We start from the raw sequence: 16876 nt of genomic DNA, 5'->3' as shown, positions 1-16876 counted from the left end.
TTCCCCCCCCCCCCTCTCTTCCGAGCGCGCGGCCGCCCGCGCGGGCGCCGGAGCACCCCCGCCCGTGGGGGGCGCGGTGCCCGCCGCGCGGGCCGCGCACGTCGACCAGCGCGTCCACCCGGTCGACGTCGATGGTGCCCTGCGGGGTCGTCAGTGAGGACGATCCCACCTTCACGACCAGGCGGGAGGCGTGCGCCACCCGCTCCCGGCCGGTGCTGTCCATCACGGTCGCTCCCCTTCGCTCGTGCGGGCACGGCCCGCTCCACTGGTGCCGGCCAGGCCCGCCGCCGGTCGTGCCCCTAGGGCGCCGCGGCGGCGCCGCTAGTCCTGCGCGCGGCGCTCGTTTCTGGCCGCCTCGGCGATCCCGACGCGGTCGTCGGACCCGCGCGGGCCCTGGGCGGCGTCGGCGTCGAGGGTGGGCCGCCAGTCGAACAGGTAGCCGCCCTCCATCGGGCCGATGACGACCTCCGCCCCCTCCTTGGCGCCGGCCTCGCTCAGGGCCTTCTCGATGCCGAGCCGCTCGAGCCGGTCGGACAGGTAGCCGACCGCCTCGTCGTTGCTGAAGTCGGTCTGGCGGATCCACCGCTCGGGCTTCTCGCCGGTGACCTGGAAGGTGTTGGCGTCGACGCGCTTGACGGCGAACCCGGCGTCGCCGTACTGCTTGGGCCGGATGACCAGGCGCGTCGGCTCCTCGACCGGCTTGGCGGCCCGGGCGGCCGCCACCATCTCGGCCATCGCGAACGACAGCTCGCGCAGGCCCTCGTGCGAGGCCGCGGAGATCTCGAAGACCTTGAGGTCCTTGCCCTCGAGCATCGGCCGCACCATGTCGGCCAACTCGCGCGCCTCGGGCACGTCGACCTTGTTCAGCACGGCCAGCCGCGGCCGGTCGTCCAGCTCGCCGTAGGCCGCCAGCTCGGCCTCGATCACCGAGAAGTCGGTCAGCGGGTCGCGGCCGGGCTCCAGGGTGGCGCAGTCGAGCACGTGGACGATCGTCGAGCAGCGCTCCACGTGGCGCAGGAACTCGTGCCCGAGGCCGCGCCCCTCGGAGGCGCCGGGGATCAGCCCGGGGACGTCGGCGACGGTGAACACCGTCTCGCCCGCCGTGACGACGCCGAGGTTGGGCACCAGCGTCGTGAACGGATAGTCGGCGATCTTGGGACGGGCGGCGCTGAGGGCCGCGATGAGCGAGGACTTGCCCGCGTTGGGGAACCCGACGAGCGCCACGTCGGCGACCGTCTTCAGCTCAAGGACGACCTCGCGCTCGTCGCCGTTCTCGCCGAGCAGCGCGAACCCGGGGGCCTTGCGCCTGGCCGAGGCCAGCGCGGCGTTGCCGAGCCCTCCGTGCCCGCCCTGGGCCACGACGTACCGCGTGCCGGCGCCGACCAGGTCGATCAGCGCCTCGCCGGTCTTGGCGTCCTTGACGACGGTGCCGTTGGGCACCTTGAGCACCACGTCCTCGCCGGTGGCGCCGTCGCGGTTGGCGCCCATGCCCTGCTTGCCGTTGGCGGCCTTGCGGTGCGGCCGGTGGTGGTAGTCGAGCAGGGTGGAGGTGTTGGCATCGACCTCGAGGATCACATCGCCCCCGCGGCCCCCGTTGCCGCCGTCGGGGCCGCCGAGCGGCTTGAACTTCTCGCGGTGGATCGAGGCGCAGCCGTTTCCCCCGTCACCGGCCTTGATGTAGAGGACCACCTGGTCCACGAACTCCGCCACCGTCACTCCTTCTCACCGGCGCGGCCGTTCGGCCCGCGCCGTTCACCGCCGCGCCGGGCGCCGATACAGCCCCCCTCACGACGATGAGGCGGATCGAGAAGTCGATCCGCCTCATCAACGTTCTGTCTCGGCCGCCGCCGCGCTCACGCGCGGCCCGGCGGCCCGTGTCTCGCTGCCGGCGGATCTACTCCGCGGCCGGGACGATGCTCACGGCGCGACGGCCGCGCTTGTTGCCGAACTGCACGTGGCCCGCGACCAGCGCGAACAGCGTGTCGTCGCCGCCACGGCCGACGTTGTCGCCCGGGTGGAAGTGGGTGCCGCGCTGGCGGACGATGATCTCGCCGGCGTTGACGAGCTGCCCGCCGAAACGCTTGACCCCGAGCCGCTGGGCGTTGGAGTCACGGCCGTTCCGGGTGGACGATGCGCCCTTCTTGTGTGCCATGGTTCGCTACCACTACTTCCCGGGGTTGATGCCGGTGACCTTCACCTGGGTGTACCGCTGACGGTGACCCTGGCGCTTCTTGTAACCGGTCTTGTTCTTGTACTTGAGGATGTGGATCTTGGGGCCCTTGGTCTCGCCGAGAATCTCGGCGGTCACCTCGAACTTGCCAAGCGTGGCAGCGTCGGTGGTGACATCGCCGTCGTTGACGACGAGCACCGGCGCCAGCGACACCGTGGAGCCGACCTCACCGGCGACCTTGTCTACCTCGAGGACGTCACCGACGGAGACCTTCTGCTGCCTGCCGCCGCAACGAACGATCGCGTACACCGCGGAACCCTTCTTCTGGCTAATTGCTCGCTGAACGCTGCGCCTCTGCATCCAGCTCCCGTCGAATACACACGACCGGCGAACCGGGTAGGCGCGCGAAGCTAGGCGCGCCACCGGACGCACCGATTGACAAGGATACCGGATTGCTGGTGCCCTGGTCGAACCGGACGGTACGCCGGGTTGCCGGCCTATTCGGCCGGCCCTGCCGGTCTGGTCGCCTTTCGGGAGCGTCGCCGCCCCCGGGCGGAAGGCTGTGCCGCTTGCCCATCCTCGCCCGCGGAGCCGTCAAGGGCATCGGTCACACTATCACGACCGCCCTCACCGCTCGCGGCGACCGCGATGCCGCCCTCCTTGACCAGCTTGTCGGAGGAGGCCCTCTCGAGCTTCTCGGCGACGGCCTTCTCCACCGCCATCTTGCCCTGGGTGGCCCTGGGCTCGATGGCCTTGGACTCCACCGGCTCGGTGGAGACGATCAGCCCGCGGCCGTGGCAGCAGTCGCAGGGCGTCGAGAAGGCCTCCAGCAGGCCCTGGCCGACCCGCTTGCGGGTCATCTGCACCAGGCCGAGCGAGGTGACCTCGGCCACCTGGTGCTTGGTGCGGTCGCGGGCCAGGCACTCGAGCATGCGCCGCAGCACCAGGTCGCGGTTGCTCTCGAGCACCATGTCGATGAAGTCGACGACGATGATGCCGCCGATGTCGCGCAGCCGCAGCTGGCGGACGATCTCCTCGGCGGCCTCCAGGTTGTTCCTGGTGACCGTCTCCTCCAGGTTGCCGCCCTGACCGGTGAACTTGCCGGTGTTGACGTCGACCACGGTCATCGCCTCGGTGCGGTCGATGACCAGCGAGCCGCCGCTCGGCAGCCACACCTTGCGCTCCATCGCCTTGGCGATCTGCTCGTCGATGCGGTAGGCCGCGAAGACGTCGCCGTCCTCCCACTTGCTGAGGCGGTCGGCCAGGTGCGGCGCGACGTAGCGGACGTACTCGTCCACCGTGCCCCACACCTCGTCGCCGGCCACGACCAGCGAGGAGAAGTCCTCGTTGAACACATCGCGCACCACGCGCACCGTCAGGTCGGGCTCGGAGGACAGCAGCTCCGGCGGGCTGGCCGACTTGGCCTTGCGCTGGATGTTCTCCCACTGCGCCGAAAGGCGGGCGACGTCGCGGCTGAGCTCGTCCTCCGAGGCGCCCTCGGCGGCGGTGCGCACGATCACGCCGGCGTTCTCGGGCATGACCTTCTTCAGGATGGCCTTGAGCCTGCTGCGCTCCTTGTCGGGGAGCTTGCGGCTGATGCCGGTCATCGAGCCGTCGGGCACGTAGACCAGGTAGCGGCCCGGAAGGCTGATCTGGCTGGTCAGACGGGCGCCCTTGTGGCCCATGGGGTCCTTGGTGACCTGGACCAGCACCGACTGGCCGGACTTCAGCGCCGCCTCGATGCGCTTGGGCTGGCCCTCCAGGCCCGCGGTGTCGAAGTTGACCTCACCGGCGTACAGGACGGCGTTGCGGCCCTTGCCGACGTCGATGAAGGCGGCCTCCATCGACGGCAGGACGTTCTGCACCTTGCCCAGGTAGACGTTGCCGACGTAGGACTGGCTGGCCTCGCGGTCGACGTAGTGCTCGACCAGGACGCCGTCCTCCAGCACCGCGATCTGGGTGCGGCCGCCCTGGCGGCGCACGACCATGACCCGCTCGACGCTCTCGCGGCGGGCCAGGAACTCCGACTCGGTGATCACAGGCGGGCGGCGCCGGCCCTGCTCGCGGCCCTCCCGGCGGCGCTGCTTCTTGGCCTCGAGGCGGGTGGAGCCGCGGAAACCCTGCACCTCGTCCACCGACACCGGACGGCCGGCCCGGGGCGCGCGGATGCGCACCACGGTGTTCGGCGGGTCGTCGACGGTGGCCTCGCCCTCGTCCCCGCCCCTGCGGCGGCGGCGACGGCGGCGGCGGGAGGTGCCGGATTCGTCGTCGTCCTGGTCGCCGGCGGCCTCGGCGGCCGGCTGCGCCTGCTCGGCGGAGGCGTCCTGCCCCTCGTCGCCCGCGTCCTCGAGGTCGTCGGCCTCGTCGTGCTCGCGCACCTTCCGGCCGCGGCCTCCCCTGCGGCGGCGACGACGGCGACCGGCCGCGTCGTCCTCCTGCTCGTCGTCCTCGTCGGAGTCGACCTCCGCGAGCTCCTCGGCCTCGGCGGCGTCCTCGACCTCGGCCGGCTCAGGCTCGGGTTCGGGCTTCGCGTGGGGCCGGGGCTCGGGCACGTGCGGCACGGCCGCGCGCGGCTCGGGCGCCTGGAAGATCGGCTGGAACACCGCGGCGGGGGCCTGGAAGGTGACGGCCGGAGCGATGCGCGCCTCGGAGACGGCGCTCAGGCCGAACGGGTCGGCGAACACCGCGCCCTGCGGACGGGCCTCCTCGGCGACGTCCTCACCGGCGGGCTCGTCGTCCAGCGGCTCCTCGGCGGGAAGCGCCTCGATGATCTCGGGCGTGACCTGCTCGGACACCGCGGGCGGCGTCTCGGCCGCGACGGCCGGCGGCTCGGCGGCGACGGCACGCTCCGCCGGAGCCTCGGCGGCCTCGGCGGCCTCGGCGGCCTCGGCGGTCTTCCTGGTGCGCCTGCGGCGCGCCGGGGCGGCCGGGGCGGCCTCCTCCGGGGCGGCGGGCGCGGCGGGCTCCTGCGCCGCGGCGGGGGCCTCGGTCACGGGGGCCGGTGCCTCCTGCGCGCTCACGGCTGTCTCGTCGATCTCGGCCGGCGCGGCGGCCTTCCTGGTCGTGCGCGTGCGCCGCGTGGCCGCCGGCGCGTCGGGATCCTTGGCGGTGACGCGGCGCGACCTGGTGGCGCGCTTGGCCGGCGCCTGCGCCGGCTCGGCCCCTTCCTCGGCCCGCGCCGCGGGCACGACCTGCTCGTCGCTCCTCGCGGCCGGCACGATCTCCTCGGCGGACCGCGCCGCAGGCGCCATCTCGGGGTCGGCCTCCGCGCGCGGCGCGGGAACCCCCCCGACGGGCTGGGCCGCCGTGTCGGCGGGGGCCTGCTGCGGAGCCGTCACCAGACCCGAAGCGCGCTCGGGCTCCTCGGGCGGCGGACCGGCCGGGCGGCTCGCCGCCCGGCGCCGGCGGACCGGCTTCGCCTCTTGCTGTGCTGTTGTATCCCCGTCAGGGCCGTAGGCCCCGACAATGGGCTCGTTGTCGAGCATGCGGGCGTTCTCCCGTCAGGCTCCCGGGCGCGTCTCCGCGCCGCGCGGGAGCTCTCGTCTCTCGCTGTGCGCCAGGCCGCCTCGCGGGGCCCGGCACCAAGTCCTATTTGTGGTCAGCGACGTGCCGCACAGCCGGTCCCGGCTCGCCGCCGCGCACGTCGCGGTCCAGGTCGAGCGGGTCGGCGGTCCCACCGGTGCGCGCGTCGAGCGGCCCCTGCGCCAGCCGGGTCACCGCGGGGGGTGACGGCGGCGCGAAGTCGGCCACAAGTCGCAGACCCGTGAGCACGTCGTCGGGTCGAACGGCAGGTGTCACGTGCCGTACAACCATACGAAGTATCGCACATGGCGGGCTGGGCTCCCGGCCCGCCGTTTGTTCCGTTCCATCATGGGCCGTCAATGTGACGACGGCCGCTCTGGCGTCGAAGCGGCGCAGGCCCTTCTTGGTCATGCGCTCGACCTCGACACGCTCGGCGGCCAGGAAGAGATCGGCCGCGGCCAGCGCGGCCCGCGGGTCGGCCCCGGAGAGGCGGACCTCCCACACCGAGCACTCGAGCCGGTCGGCCAGGCTGCCGGCGCGCGCCTCGACGACGTCGAGCACGTCCAGCCCCGGCGGCAGCGACGCGTCGAGGTCGCCACGCAGCCGCTCGGGCTCGCAGGGCGTCACGACGCCGATCTCGAGGTATTCGGCCTCACTCGCCACCCCCGTGGGGGCGGCTCCCGCATAGGAGATCTTCGGATGGGGGGTGAATCCCGCGCTGAAGCCGACCGGGATGCCGGACCGGCGCACCGCTCGTTCGATGGCGCGCGAGATGTCTCGATGGCTGGTGAACCGCAGCCGGCCGCGCTTGGCGTAGCGCACGCGAAGGCGCTGCACCACGGGCGCGGGCGGAGGCCCATCAGGAACGGGGTTTCTCAGTTAAGTGATCCTTTCTCAGATGATGACCGGGTTTCTCTCCTAGTCAACGGCCACGGGCGGTGTTCGCTTCCATCTGGCGCGGCCGGCCGCCCCGGGCGGGGCCGCGGACGAAGCTCACACCACCGAGAGCGGAAGCAGCTTCCTGCCGGTCGGGCCGATCTGGATCTCGGTCCCCATGGTGGGACAGACACCGCAGTCGTAACAGGGGGTCCAGCGGCAGTCCTCGACCTCGGTCTCGTCGTCGACGGCGTCCTGCCAGTCCTGCCACAGCCACTCGCGGTCGAGGCCGGCGTCCAGGTGATCCCAGGGGAGCACCTCGACCTCCTCGCGCTCGCGGGTGGTGTACCAGTCGACGTCCACCGGCCCGCCGGCCAGCACCCGCTCGGCGCAGGACATCCAGCGCGCGTAGGAGAAGTGCTCGCTCCAGCCGTCGAACCGGCCGCCGTCCTCCCAGACGGCCCTGATCACCGCGCCGACCCGGCGGTCGCCCCGCGACAGCAGACCCTCGACGATGGAGGGCTGGCCGTCGTGGTAGCGGTAGCCGATGGCCTTGCCGTACTCCTTGTCGGAGCGCAGGGCGTCCCTGAGCTGCTTGAGCCGGCTGTCGACGGTCTCGTGGTCGCACTGGGCGGCCCACTGGAACGGGGTGTGCGGCTTGGGCACGAACCCGCCGATGGACACCGTGCAGCGGATGTCACGCGAACCGGTGGCCTCGCGCCCCGCCTTGATGACCTTCTTGGCCAGGTCGGCGATGCCGAGCACGTCCTCGTCGGTCTCGGTGGGCAGGCCGCACATGAAGTAGAGCTTCACCTGCCGCCACCCCTGGCTGTAGGCCGTGGTGACGGTGCGGATCAGGTCTTCCTCGGTGACCATCTTGTTGATGACCTTGCGCATGCGCTCGGACCCGCCCTCGGGCGCGAACGTCAGGCCCGAGCGGCGGCCGCCCCGCGAGAACTCGTTGGCCAGGTCGATGTTGAAGGCGTCGACGCGCGTGGAGGGCAGCGACAGGCTGGTGTTGGTGCCCTCGTAGCGGTCGGCCAGGCCCTTGGCGACCTCGGCGATCTCGGAGTGGTCGGCGCTGGACAGCGAGAGCAGGCCGACCTCGTTGAAGCCGGACTCCTTGACGCCGGCCTCGACCATGTCGCCGATCGTGGTGATCGACCGCTCGCGCACCGGACGGGTGATCATGCCGGCCTGGCAGAACCGGCAGCCGCGCGTGCAGCCGCGGAAGATCTCGACGCTGAACCGCTCGTGCACGGTCTCGGCCAGCGGGACCAGCGGCTTCTTCGGATACGGCCACTCGTCGAGATCCATCACGGTGTGCTTCTGCACCCGCCACGGCACCCCGGACCTGTTCGGCGCGACCCGCTTGATGCGCCCGTCGGGGTGGTACTCGACGTCGTAGAACTTCGGGACGTACACCCCGCCGGTCGAGGCCAGCCGCATGAGCAGCTCGTCGCGGCCGCCCGGCCGGCCCTCGCCCTTCCACTCGCGGATCACCTCGGAGATGGCGATGGCGATCTGCTCGCCGTCGCCGAGCACCGCGGCGTCCAGGAAGTCGGCGATCGGCTCGGGGTTGAACGCGGCGTGCCCGCCGGCCAGCACGATCGGGTCGTCGTCGCCGCGGTCGACCGCGTCGAACGGAATGCCGGCCAGATCGAGCGCGGTGAGCATGTTGGTGTAGCCGAGCTCGGTGGAGAACGACACGCCGAGCACGTCGAAGGCCCGCACCGGGCGATGGGCGTCGACCGTGAACTGCGGCACGCCGTGCTCGCGCATGAGCGCCTCGAGGTCGGGCCACACCGTGTAGGTGCGCTCGGCCAGCGTGCCGGGCAGCTCGTTGAGGATCTCGTAAAGGATCTGGACACCCTGGTTGGGCAGGCCAACCTCGTAGGCGTCCGGATACATCAGCGCCCAGCGGACAGATGCCTCGTCCCACTCCTTGACGGTCGAATTAAGTTCACCACCGACATACTGGATCGGCTTCTGCACGCTGGGCAGGAGCGCTTCCAGGCGGGGAAACAGCGACTCGACAGACATGCGATTAAGGTTAGTTGCTGCCCGCCTCCTCTCGCGCCAGCACACCCGCCCGAAGGCGTGCGCCATGCCCTCCTCCGGGCGTCATCGGGCGCCTCAGAAGGGGCGTTCGCGGATGTGCACGGCCTGCAGCACGCCGAGGGCGATCATGTTGGCGAACGTGGCCGTGCCCCCGTACGACACGAACGGCAGCGGCACCCCGGTGATCGGCATGATGCCGATGGTCATGCCGACGTTGACGAAGGTCTGGAAGGCGAACCAGCACACCACGCCCCCCACCGCCATCGCGCTGAAGCGGTCCTCCGAGCGGCGGGCGATGCGCAGGCCCCGCAGCAGCACCACCCCGAGCAGCGCGACCACGGTGACCGCGCCGAGGAACCCGAACTCCTCCCCCACCACGGTGAAGATGAAGTCGGTGTGCTGCTCGGGAACGAAGCGGCCGGTGGTCTGGCCGCCGTGGAACAGCCCCTTGCCGAACAGTTCCCCCGAGCCGATCGCGATCAGCGACTGCGTGCTGTTGTACCCGGCTCCGCGCGGGTCGTTGGCCGGATTGATGAACGCGGTGAACCGCGCGATCTGGTACGGCTTGAGCAGGCCGAAGAGCCACACCGCGGCCGCGCCCGCCAGCGCCAGCACGGCCAGGCCGGCGATGTAGCGCTTGCGCAGCCCGGCGAAGATCATGGCCGCCGCCGTGATGACGGCCAGCACCATCGTGGTGCCGAAGTCGGGCTGCAGCATGACCAGCCCCATCGCGATCGCCGCCGCGGCGGCGCACAGCAGGAGGTCCAGCGGGCGGGGCCGGTCGGTGCCGGGCACGGGCTCGGCGAGCAGCGCGCTCAGCATGAGGATCAGCGCGGGCTTGGCCAGCTCAGACGGCTGCACCGCGAACCCGCCGCCCAGCAGGATCCACGAATGGGAGCCGTTGATCGTCGACCCGAGCGGCGTGATCACCGCCAGCAGCCCGAGCAGCGACACCCCGTAGACCGCCGGCGCGTAGATGCGCAGCGTCCGCTGGTCGGCCAGCGCCGTGATGCCGCACAGCACCCAGCCGATGGCCAGGTTCAGGACGTGCTTCTTGACCATGCCGGTCGGCGCGCCGGCCGCCCACGTGCGCGTGGACGACCACACCAGCAGCGTGCCGATCACCGACAGCGCCAGGACCGCCACCAGCAGGACGCCGTCCACCCGCCACACCGCCGAGTGCGCCCCCATGGCCCGCCGCACCAGCGACCGGCTCCGCGGAACCAGGGCCTGGCTCACTGCACCACCGTCCCGTCCCTGGTGATCTTGGGCAGCCGGTCGACGGGTTTGCCCCCGGGCAGGGCGGCCTGCCCCTTGATGCCGTAGATGCCCTCCCAGATCTCGCGCGCCGCCGGGGCCGCGGCCATCGCGCCCTGGCCACCCTGCGAGACCGTGACGACGACCACGAACCGCGGGTCGTTCGCCGGGGCGAAGGAGGCGAACCAGGAGGTGTCCTCCTTGCCGTACACCTCCGCCGTGCCGGTCTTGCCGCCGATCTTCACCACGTTCATCGGGAACCCGCTGAAGGCCCCGGCGGCCGTGCCGTCCGAGGTCACCTCGCTCAGGGCGGCGCGGATGTAGTCGCGGGTCTCCTTGTCGACCGGCAGCCGGCCGGTCACCGGCGCCTTGATCTCCTGCACATGGGTGCCGTCCGGCCGGACGATCGCCTTGCCGATGCGCGGGCTGCGCAGCCGCCCGTCGCCGACCAGCGCGGCGTAGGCCTTGGCGAGCTGCAGCGGCGTGACCAGCACGTCGCCCTGGCCGATGGACAGGTTGGCGGCCTCGGCGGCCTTCCACTGCATCCCTTCCAGGCAGTTCTCGTTGGCCAGCCTCTTGAGGTAGGCGGCGCGGCCGGGGTCCTTCTTCTCCACCTCGGGATAGCCGTTCTTGGCCCGCAGACAGCTCAGGTGGTGGGTGGCGTCCCACATCGCCTTCTTCCACGCGCGGCCGGGGATGCGCCCCGGGACCTCGCCGGGCAGGTCGATGCCGGTCTTCCTGCCGAACCCGAACGCCTTGGCCGTGGTGGTCATCGGCTCCTTGGGATGCTTCACCGGGGTCAGGCCGCCGTCCCGCTTCCACATCTCGTAGGCCGCCTTGTAGAAGATGGTGTCGCAGGACTTCACGAGCGCCATGTGGAGGTCCAGCGTGCCCAGGCCGATGCCGTGGAAGTTGTGGAACGCCGTGCCGGCGACGTCGTAGACGCCCGGGCAGTCGTACTTGCCCTTCAGCGGATAGCCGTCCCTGATCATCGCCGACACCGAGGACACCTTGAACGTCGAGCCCGGCGCGTACTGCCCGTGGGTGGCGCGGGAGATCAGCGGCAGCCCTGCCTTCTCCGACAGCAGGTGCTGGTAGTCCTTCTCGGAGATGCCGCCCGCCCAGACGGCCGGATCGTAGGTCGGCACGCTGCCGATCGCGATCACCCCGCCGGTCTTGACGTCCAGGACGACGGCCGCGGCGCCGTCGGCTTTGGGAGCGTTCTTCATGGCGTGCGCCAGCGCCTCGTCCACGACCTTCTGCACGTTGGCGTCCATGTTGGTGATCAGGATGTCGCCGGGCACCGGGGAGGTCTGGCGCTCGACCCCGAGCACCTTGCCCATGCGGTCGACCTGCATCCGGCGCAGGCCCGGCGACCCGCGCAGCGCCTCGTCGTACACGAACTCCAGGCCGTCGCGGCCGACCAGGTCGACGCCGGAGAAGTTCGCCTTGAGCTTCGAGCGCTTCTTCAGCTCGTCCTCGGTGACCGGCTGGAGGTAGCCGAGCGTCTGGGACGCCCCCGTGCCGAGGGGGTACTCGCGCACGGCCTGCACCTCGGCCATCACGCCGGGGAAGTCCTCCTGCCGCTCCAGGATCTGCAGCGCCTGCCGCGGGCTGACCTTGTCGTCGATCGGGATGGGCGAGTACAGCGAGCCCGGCCAGCACGGGCGCCGCACGTGCGGCCCGCACGGGCGGATGCGCTCGCGCAGCTCCTTCACGGGCCGGCCAAGCACCGCGCCGAGCCGCTTGAGCACCGCCGCGCCGCCGTCGGGCATGCGCTCCACCTCGGCGCGGTCCACCGAGACGACAAGCGCGGTGCGGTTGCGCACCAGAGGCCGGCCCGAGGCGTCCAGAATCGGGCCCCGCACCGCCGGGACGATGACGTCGCGGGTACGCGTCTCGGTGGCCGCCACCACGAACTTCGGGCCGCGCACGACCTGCACCTGCCACAGCCGCACGGTCAGCACCGCCAGCAGCGTCAGCACCAGCAGTTGCAGCACCACCAGGCGGGCGCGGACGCGGTTCACGCGCGCCTCCGCACCGGGTAGGCGCCCGTGGGAACGGCCTCGCGCCTGCCCCGCTCACCGTTGGCGCGGGCGACCACCCAGAACAGCACCACGGCCACCGCCAGGTTGTACATCACCAGCGACGGCCACAGGCCGAGCAGCGCCGTCCAGTCGACGCGGGGATCGCCGAGCAGGCCGCCGATGCCGGCCGCCAGCAACGGGACGAGCATCACCACGATGATCACCATGACCGCCCCGAAGCCGGGCGCCCGCTCGGCCGCCCGGCCCACCAGGTACCCGGCCAGGCAGAACACCAGCGCGTACTGGCCGATGACGTGAGCGGCCGGCGGCAGCACATCGGCGATCAGGCCGGCGGCGAACCCGACGCCCGCGCCCGCCGCCGCGCCGCGGGCCAGGGCGAGCACGACCACCCCCATGAGGATCAGGTCGGGGCCGGTGCCGCCGGGCAGCGGCAGGCGGTTCACGACGGTCACCTGCGCGATCATGATGAGGCCGGCGAGCAGCACCATCGCCATCCCTCGCATCACGCCTTCATGTCCTCTCGCCCGCCGCTCCAGCTCGCCTCACCCGCAAGGGCCCCTCCTCCACGCCCTGCTCCACAACCCGAACCCGCTCACACCCGCCCCGCTTGACATCCCCGACCCGCGCACACCCGCCCCGCTCCCAGACCCCGGACCCGCTCACACACGCCCCTTCGCCACCCGCTCCCGCCCCGCCTCATATGTAGGGACCGCTCACACACCCCTCGCCACCGCTCCAGCCCCGCCTCACGCGCAAGGGCCGCTCACAACACCCCTCGCCACCGGCTCCCGCCCGCCTCACGCAGGGGCCGCTCACACACACCCCTCGCCACCCGCTCCCCTCCACCGCACACACAGGAGCCGCTCACACACACCCCTCGCCACCCGCTCCCCTCCACCGCACACACAGGAGCCGCTCACACACGCTCTCTCGGCCCCTTGCTCCCGCCCGCCTCACGCGCAGGGGCCGCTCAGTCATTCCCCTTCGCCGCCCATTTCGCCGCGTCCGGCCGTCCGGACGTCTTCGCCCGCCCGGACGCGACGGACCGGCCCGGCATCGCGGCCCGGCCTGGTGTGCGGGACCGGGGGTCGCGGCGGCCGGACGCGTGAGCGGATCGGCCGGTCCGTGCGGACCGGTCTGACCGGTGGGCGGACCGGGGCGGTGCGTGGGCCGGGCTCCGCGGCAGGCCGCGGAGCTTCTCGCGTTCGGCCTCCTGGCCGCCCTGCTCACTCCCCGCGCCCCGTTCCCCCCTGTCACGTCTCGCGCCCTGTTCCCCACTGTCGTGTCTCGCGCCCTGTTCCCCACTGTCGCGTCCAGCGTCCTGCTCGGCCTCCTCGCGCCGGGCGCGGGCCGACGGCGAGGACGACGGCCCCGGCGCGGGCGTCGGACCTGTGGAGGGCGGCGCCGCCTGCGCGGGAGCCGGGGTCACGGGAGCCCGTACGGCCTTGCGGGGCGCCGGCGGCAGCATCGCGTCCCGGGGGTCGCGCTGCGGCGCCCGTACCACGACCCCGACCACGTCCAGGGCCCCGAAGTCGACGAACGGCCGGGCGTAGGCGACGCGGGTGAGCTCGCCGGGCGTGGGCTCCACGCGCTCGATGGTGCCGACCGGCAGCCCCGGCGCGTACGGCGTGCCGTTCTGGGAGCCGAAGCTGACGATGCGCCGGCCGACGGTCAGCGTCGCCGTGGAGTCCAGCACCCGGAATCGGACCAGCCGTCCCTCGGCCGCCGGTCCGAGCCCGGTCACGACGCCGATCTGGTTCCCGCCCTCCAGCCGCGCCCCCGCCGCCGAGGCCGGGTCGGTGAGCAGCACCACCGTGGAGGTCGACGGACCGGTGTGCACCACCCGGCCGACCAGGCCGTCGCCGTTCAGCACGGTCATCTCGGTGCGCACGCCGTCACCCCGGCCCGCGTCGATCTCGACGGCGTCCTCGAACCCCGGCACGCCCCGCCTGGCGATGACCTGGGCGGCGACCACGCGATAGCCGCCGAGCCCGGACAGGCCGAGCATGCCGGACAGCTCGGCCGACCGGCGGCGGTCGAGGCTGTTGGCGGTCACCTCGCGCCTCAGCCGCGCGTTCTCGGCGCGCAACGCCGCAAGGCGCCGCTTGTACTCCGGAGCGGAGGAGAAGGTGTCGATGAACTCGCCGACGGGCCGCACGACGCCCGTGCCGGCCTCCTCGGCGACGCCGAACAGCGACGCCGCCACCGAGCGGACGGGCTCGAACAAGGAGTCCTCGCGCTGCCGGTGGTCGATGGTGATCAGGACGAGCGCCGCCGCCAGCAGCAGGCCGAGGATCAACCGCGCGCGGCGGGTATCCCTCATCAGAGTCTCGGCTCCATCAATGTCTCGGTGTCGGTCAGTGTCTCGGCTCCGGCACCAGCACCTGCTGCAGGACCTCGAACTCCTCGACGCACTTGCCCGAGCCGAGTGCGACGGAGTCCAGGGCGTTCTCCACGAGGTGGATGGGCATGCCGGTCTCGTCCCGCAGGCGGTCGTCCATGCCCTTGAGCAGGGCGCCGCCGCCGGTGAGCGCGACACCGCGGTCCATCAGGTCGCCCGAGAGCTCCGGAGGGCACTTGTCCAGGGTCGACTTGACCGCGTCAACGATGATCTTGAGGGGTTCCTCGGTGGCCTTGCGGATCTCGTCGGCCGACACCACGATCGTCTTGGGCAGCCCGGTGACCAGGTCTCGCCCCCGGATCTCGGCGTGGCAGTCGTCGCCGGTCGGGCACGCCGAGCCGATGGCGATCTTGATCTCCTCGGCGGTGCGCTCCCCGAGCATCAGGGAGTACTCCTTCTTGGCGAACGACATGATCGCCTGGTCGAGCTCGTCACCCCCGACGCGGATGGACTGGCTGGTCACGATGCCGCCCATCGAGATGATCGCCACCTCGGTGGTGCCGCCGCCGATGTCGACCACCATGTTCCCGGTGGGCTCGTGAACGGGCAGCCGGGCCCCGATGGCGGCCGCCATCGGCTCTTCGATGATGTAGACGCGCCGCGCCCCCGCCTGGTAGCCGGCCTCTTTCACCGCGCGCTGCTCGACGCCGGTGATGCCGCTGGGCACGGCCACGATAATGCGCGGCTTGGCGAAATGGCTGCGTTTGTGCACCCGTTGGATGAAATAGCGCAGCATACGCTCGGTGACGTCGAAGTCGGCGATGACGCCGTCCTTCAGCGGGCGTATCGCCACGATGTTGCCGGGCGTCCGGCCAATCATTCTCTTGGCCTCGATGCCCACAGCCACGATCTTGCCGGTGGTCGTGTTGATCGCGACCACCGACGGCTCGTTGAGCACGATGCCGCGCCCGCGCACGTAGACCAACGTGTTGGCGGTGCCCAGGTCGACGGCCATGTCACGGCCGAGGAATGCCAGCTTGCTGCCCATGGGGAAGGAAACCTTCCTTCAGGTCGTTCGCGAGAGATTACGATTCGCATTCGAATCGTAACGTGACGTACCCACCTGTGAGGGCAACGAGCCGTGCGAGCCGAGAAAAATTGGCGTCCTTTACCGGGCGTCATCGCCGCGACCTGCGCTGACACTCCCACGAGACGCCAAGGGCCCCGGCGCGCCGCGCCGGGGCCCTTGGGGATCACCCCCGCGTCGAGACCGGGCCGCTGGAGAGCGGCCGTTCTCGAAGACGCGGGGCCGGACCTCAGAAGCGGTCCGGGAAGAAGATCTTGACCTCGCGGGCGGCCGACTCCGGCGAGTCGGACCCGTGGACGATGTTCTCGCCGATCTCCAGGGCGTGGTCGCCGCGGATGGTGCCCGGGGCCGACTTCACCGGGTCGGTGGCACCGGCCAGGGCGCGGAACGCCTCGACGGCGCGCGGGCCCTCCAGGACCAGCGCCACCAGCGGGCCGGAGGTGATGAAGTCGACGAGCTCCCCGAAGAACGGCTTCTCGGAGTGCTCGGCGTAATGGGCCTTGGCCGTCTCGACGTCGAGCGTGCGGAGGTCCATGGCCACGACCTTGAGGCCCTTGCGCTCCACGCGGGCGATCACGTCACCGATGAGGCCACGGCGGACGCCGTCGGGCTTGATCAGGACAAGCGTGCGCTCGGACACAGGTATCTCCTTTGTTGTGTTCACCGGCCGGCGCGCATGGCCGCCGGCGAATAAGGGGAAGCGTGTGCGCAGCTTACCGGCCGACGCCCCCCTCGCCGTCCTTCCCCACCGCCTCCTCCCGGAGGCCGGAACGCCACGAGGGCGGAGATGCGAGTCGACCTCAGCGCAACAATCCTAGGTGAGCCGACCTCAGCGCGAGGGTGACGTCGTCCCGAGGGTGAGGTCGACCCGAGGGGGTGAGGTCAAGCGCGGGGGTATGAGGTCAGCGCGAGGATGAGGAGGTGGGCAGCCGCAGCGGGCGGATGGGGAGATGAGCCGACCGCAGCGCGCGGATGCGGAGGGGAGCCGACCTCAGCGGGCGAGGCCGTCCGGCCCTGGGGTCTCCTCCGGACAGGAGGCCGGCGGTGGGACGGCCGGTAGTTCTGCGGTGTCACCGCCCGAGCCCGGCGGCGGAACGGCCGGAAGCACCGCGGTGTCGCCATCTGTCGGCCCCTCAGACCCGGCATCCGCCTCGGTGTCCGGCGGGCCCGCCGCGGCGTGGGCCGCGCCCCGGCCGGCCGAGGTCGCCGGGTGGCCCGGTGGAGTCACGGGCGGAGCGGAAGAACCCGCCGCCGAAGGCGACCACCCTGGCCGCGGAACGGTGGAACCCGTTGCCGAAGGCGCTCGCCCTGGCGTTGGCGCCAAGGCGCCCGCCGAGGAGACATCCGGGCCCCGTGAATCGGCATCCGGGCGGCCCCGTGAGGGGACATCCGAGCCTCGTGAGGCGGCATCCGAGCCTCGTGAGGGGACATCCGAGCCTCGTGAGGCGGCATCCGAGCCTCGTGAGGGGACATCCGAGCCTCGTGAGGCGGCATCCGAGCCTCGTGAGGGGACA

The 16876-nt window shown here is 72.0% G+C and carries 12 protein-coding genes and 1 pseudogene; all 13 read right to left on the bottom strand.

Features of this window, described 5'->3' with window-relative positions:
* Positions 1 to 223: pseudogene (locus ABZT47_RS39535) on the bottom strand (hypothetical protein); the annotation flags it as partial.
* A 98-nt stretch (positions 224 to 321) separates the two neighbouring features.
* Entirely contained in the window at positions 322 to 1710 is a 1389-nt protein-coding gene (gene obgE, locus ABZT47_RS39530) for a GTPase ObgE (protein ID WP_354853701.1), read from the bottom strand.
* A gap of 184 nt (positions 1711 to 1894) precedes the next feature.
* Complete coding sequence (gene rpmA / locus ABZT47_RS39525; protein WP_184979518.1) at positions 1895 to 2152, bottom strand: 50S ribosomal protein L27; 258 nt, start codon at positions 2150 to 2152, stop codon at positions 1895 to 1897.
* A gap of 12 nt (positions 2153 to 2164) precedes the next feature.
* Positions 2165 to 2479 (bottom strand): 50S ribosomal protein L21, encoded by a 315-nt coding sequence (gene rplU / locus ABZT47_RS39520; RefSeq protein WP_354853706.1) that lies wholly within the window; start codon positions 2477 to 2479, stop codon positions 2165 to 2167.
* A gap of 188 nt (positions 2480 to 2667) precedes the next feature.
* Positions 2668 to 5655: an Rne/Rng family ribonuclease gene (locus ABZT47_RS39515; RefSeq protein ID WP_354853698.1), complete on the bottom strand. Its 2988-nt coding sequence runs from the start codon at positions 5653 to 5655 to the stop codon at positions 2668 to 2670.
* A 103-nt stretch (positions 5656 to 5758) separates the two neighbouring features.
* Complete coding sequence (locus tag ABZT47_RS39510; protein ID WP_354853695.1) at positions 5759 to 6532, bottom strand: TIGR03936 family radical SAM-associated protein; 774 nt, start codon at positions 6530 to 6532, stop codon at positions 5759 to 5761.
* Between the two features lie 153 nt (positions 6533 to 6685).
* Entirely contained in the window at positions 6686 to 8611 is a 1926-nt protein-coding gene (locus ABZT47_RS39505; RefSeq protein WP_354853692.1) for a TIGR03960 family B12-binding radical SAM protein, read from the bottom strand.
* Positions 8612 to 8704: 93 nt separating this feature from the next.
* Positions 8705 to 9868, bottom strand: a complete 1164-nt coding sequence (gene rodA / locus ABZT47_RS39500; RefSeq protein WP_354853689.1) for a rod shape-determining protein RodA — start codon at positions 9866 to 9868, stop codon at positions 8705 to 8707.
* On the bottom strand, positions 9865 to 11913 hold the full coding sequence (mrdA, locus tag ABZT47_RS39495; protein WP_354853686.1) for a penicillin-binding protein 2: 2049 nt from the start codon (positions 11911 to 11913) through the stop codon (positions 9865 to 9867). The genes rodA and mrdA overlap by 4 nt, the downstream gene beginning before the upstream one ends.
* Positions 11910 to 12437 (bottom strand): rod shape-determining protein MreD, encoded by a 528-nt coding sequence (gene mreD, locus ABZT47_RS39490; RefSeq protein WP_354853704.1) that lies wholly within the window; start codon positions 12435 to 12437, stop codon positions 11910 to 11912. The genes mrdA and mreD overlap by 4 nt, the downstream gene beginning before the upstream one ends.
* Before the next feature lie 467 nt (positions 12438 to 12904).
* The gene (locus tag ABZT47_RS39485; RefSeq protein WP_354853684.1) at positions 12905 to 14257 is read right to left on the bottom strand and encodes a rod shape-determining protein MreC; all 1353 of its coding nucleotides are present in this window, start codon (positions 14255 to 14257) and stop codon (positions 12905 to 12907) included.
* Between the two features lie 34 nt (positions 14258 to 14291).
* On the bottom strand, positions 14292 to 15323 hold the full coding sequence (locus ABZT47_RS39480) for a rod shape-determining protein (protein WP_354853681.1): 1032 nt from the start codon (positions 15321 to 15323) through the stop codon (positions 14292 to 14294).
* 268 nt (positions 15324 to 15591) lie between these two features.
* A complete protein-coding gene (ndk, locus tag ABZT47_RS39475; RefSeq protein ID WP_354853678.1) occupies positions 15592 to 16002 on the bottom strand; it encodes a nucleoside-diphosphate kinase in 411 nt (136 codons plus the stop codon).
* Positions 16003 to 16876 lie beyond the last annotated feature (874 nt).

Origin of the sequence: Sphaerisporangium sp. NPDC005289, from assembly GCF_040607455.1 — a bacterium.
Taxonomy (GTDB): domain Bacteria; phylum Actinomycetota; class Actinomycetes; order Streptosporangiales; family Streptosporangiaceae; genus Sphaerisporangium; species Sphaerisporangium rhizosphaerae.
The sequence above is the reverse complement of the archived record's forward strand: the minus strand, read 5'-3'. Positions and strand labels throughout refer to the sequence as shown.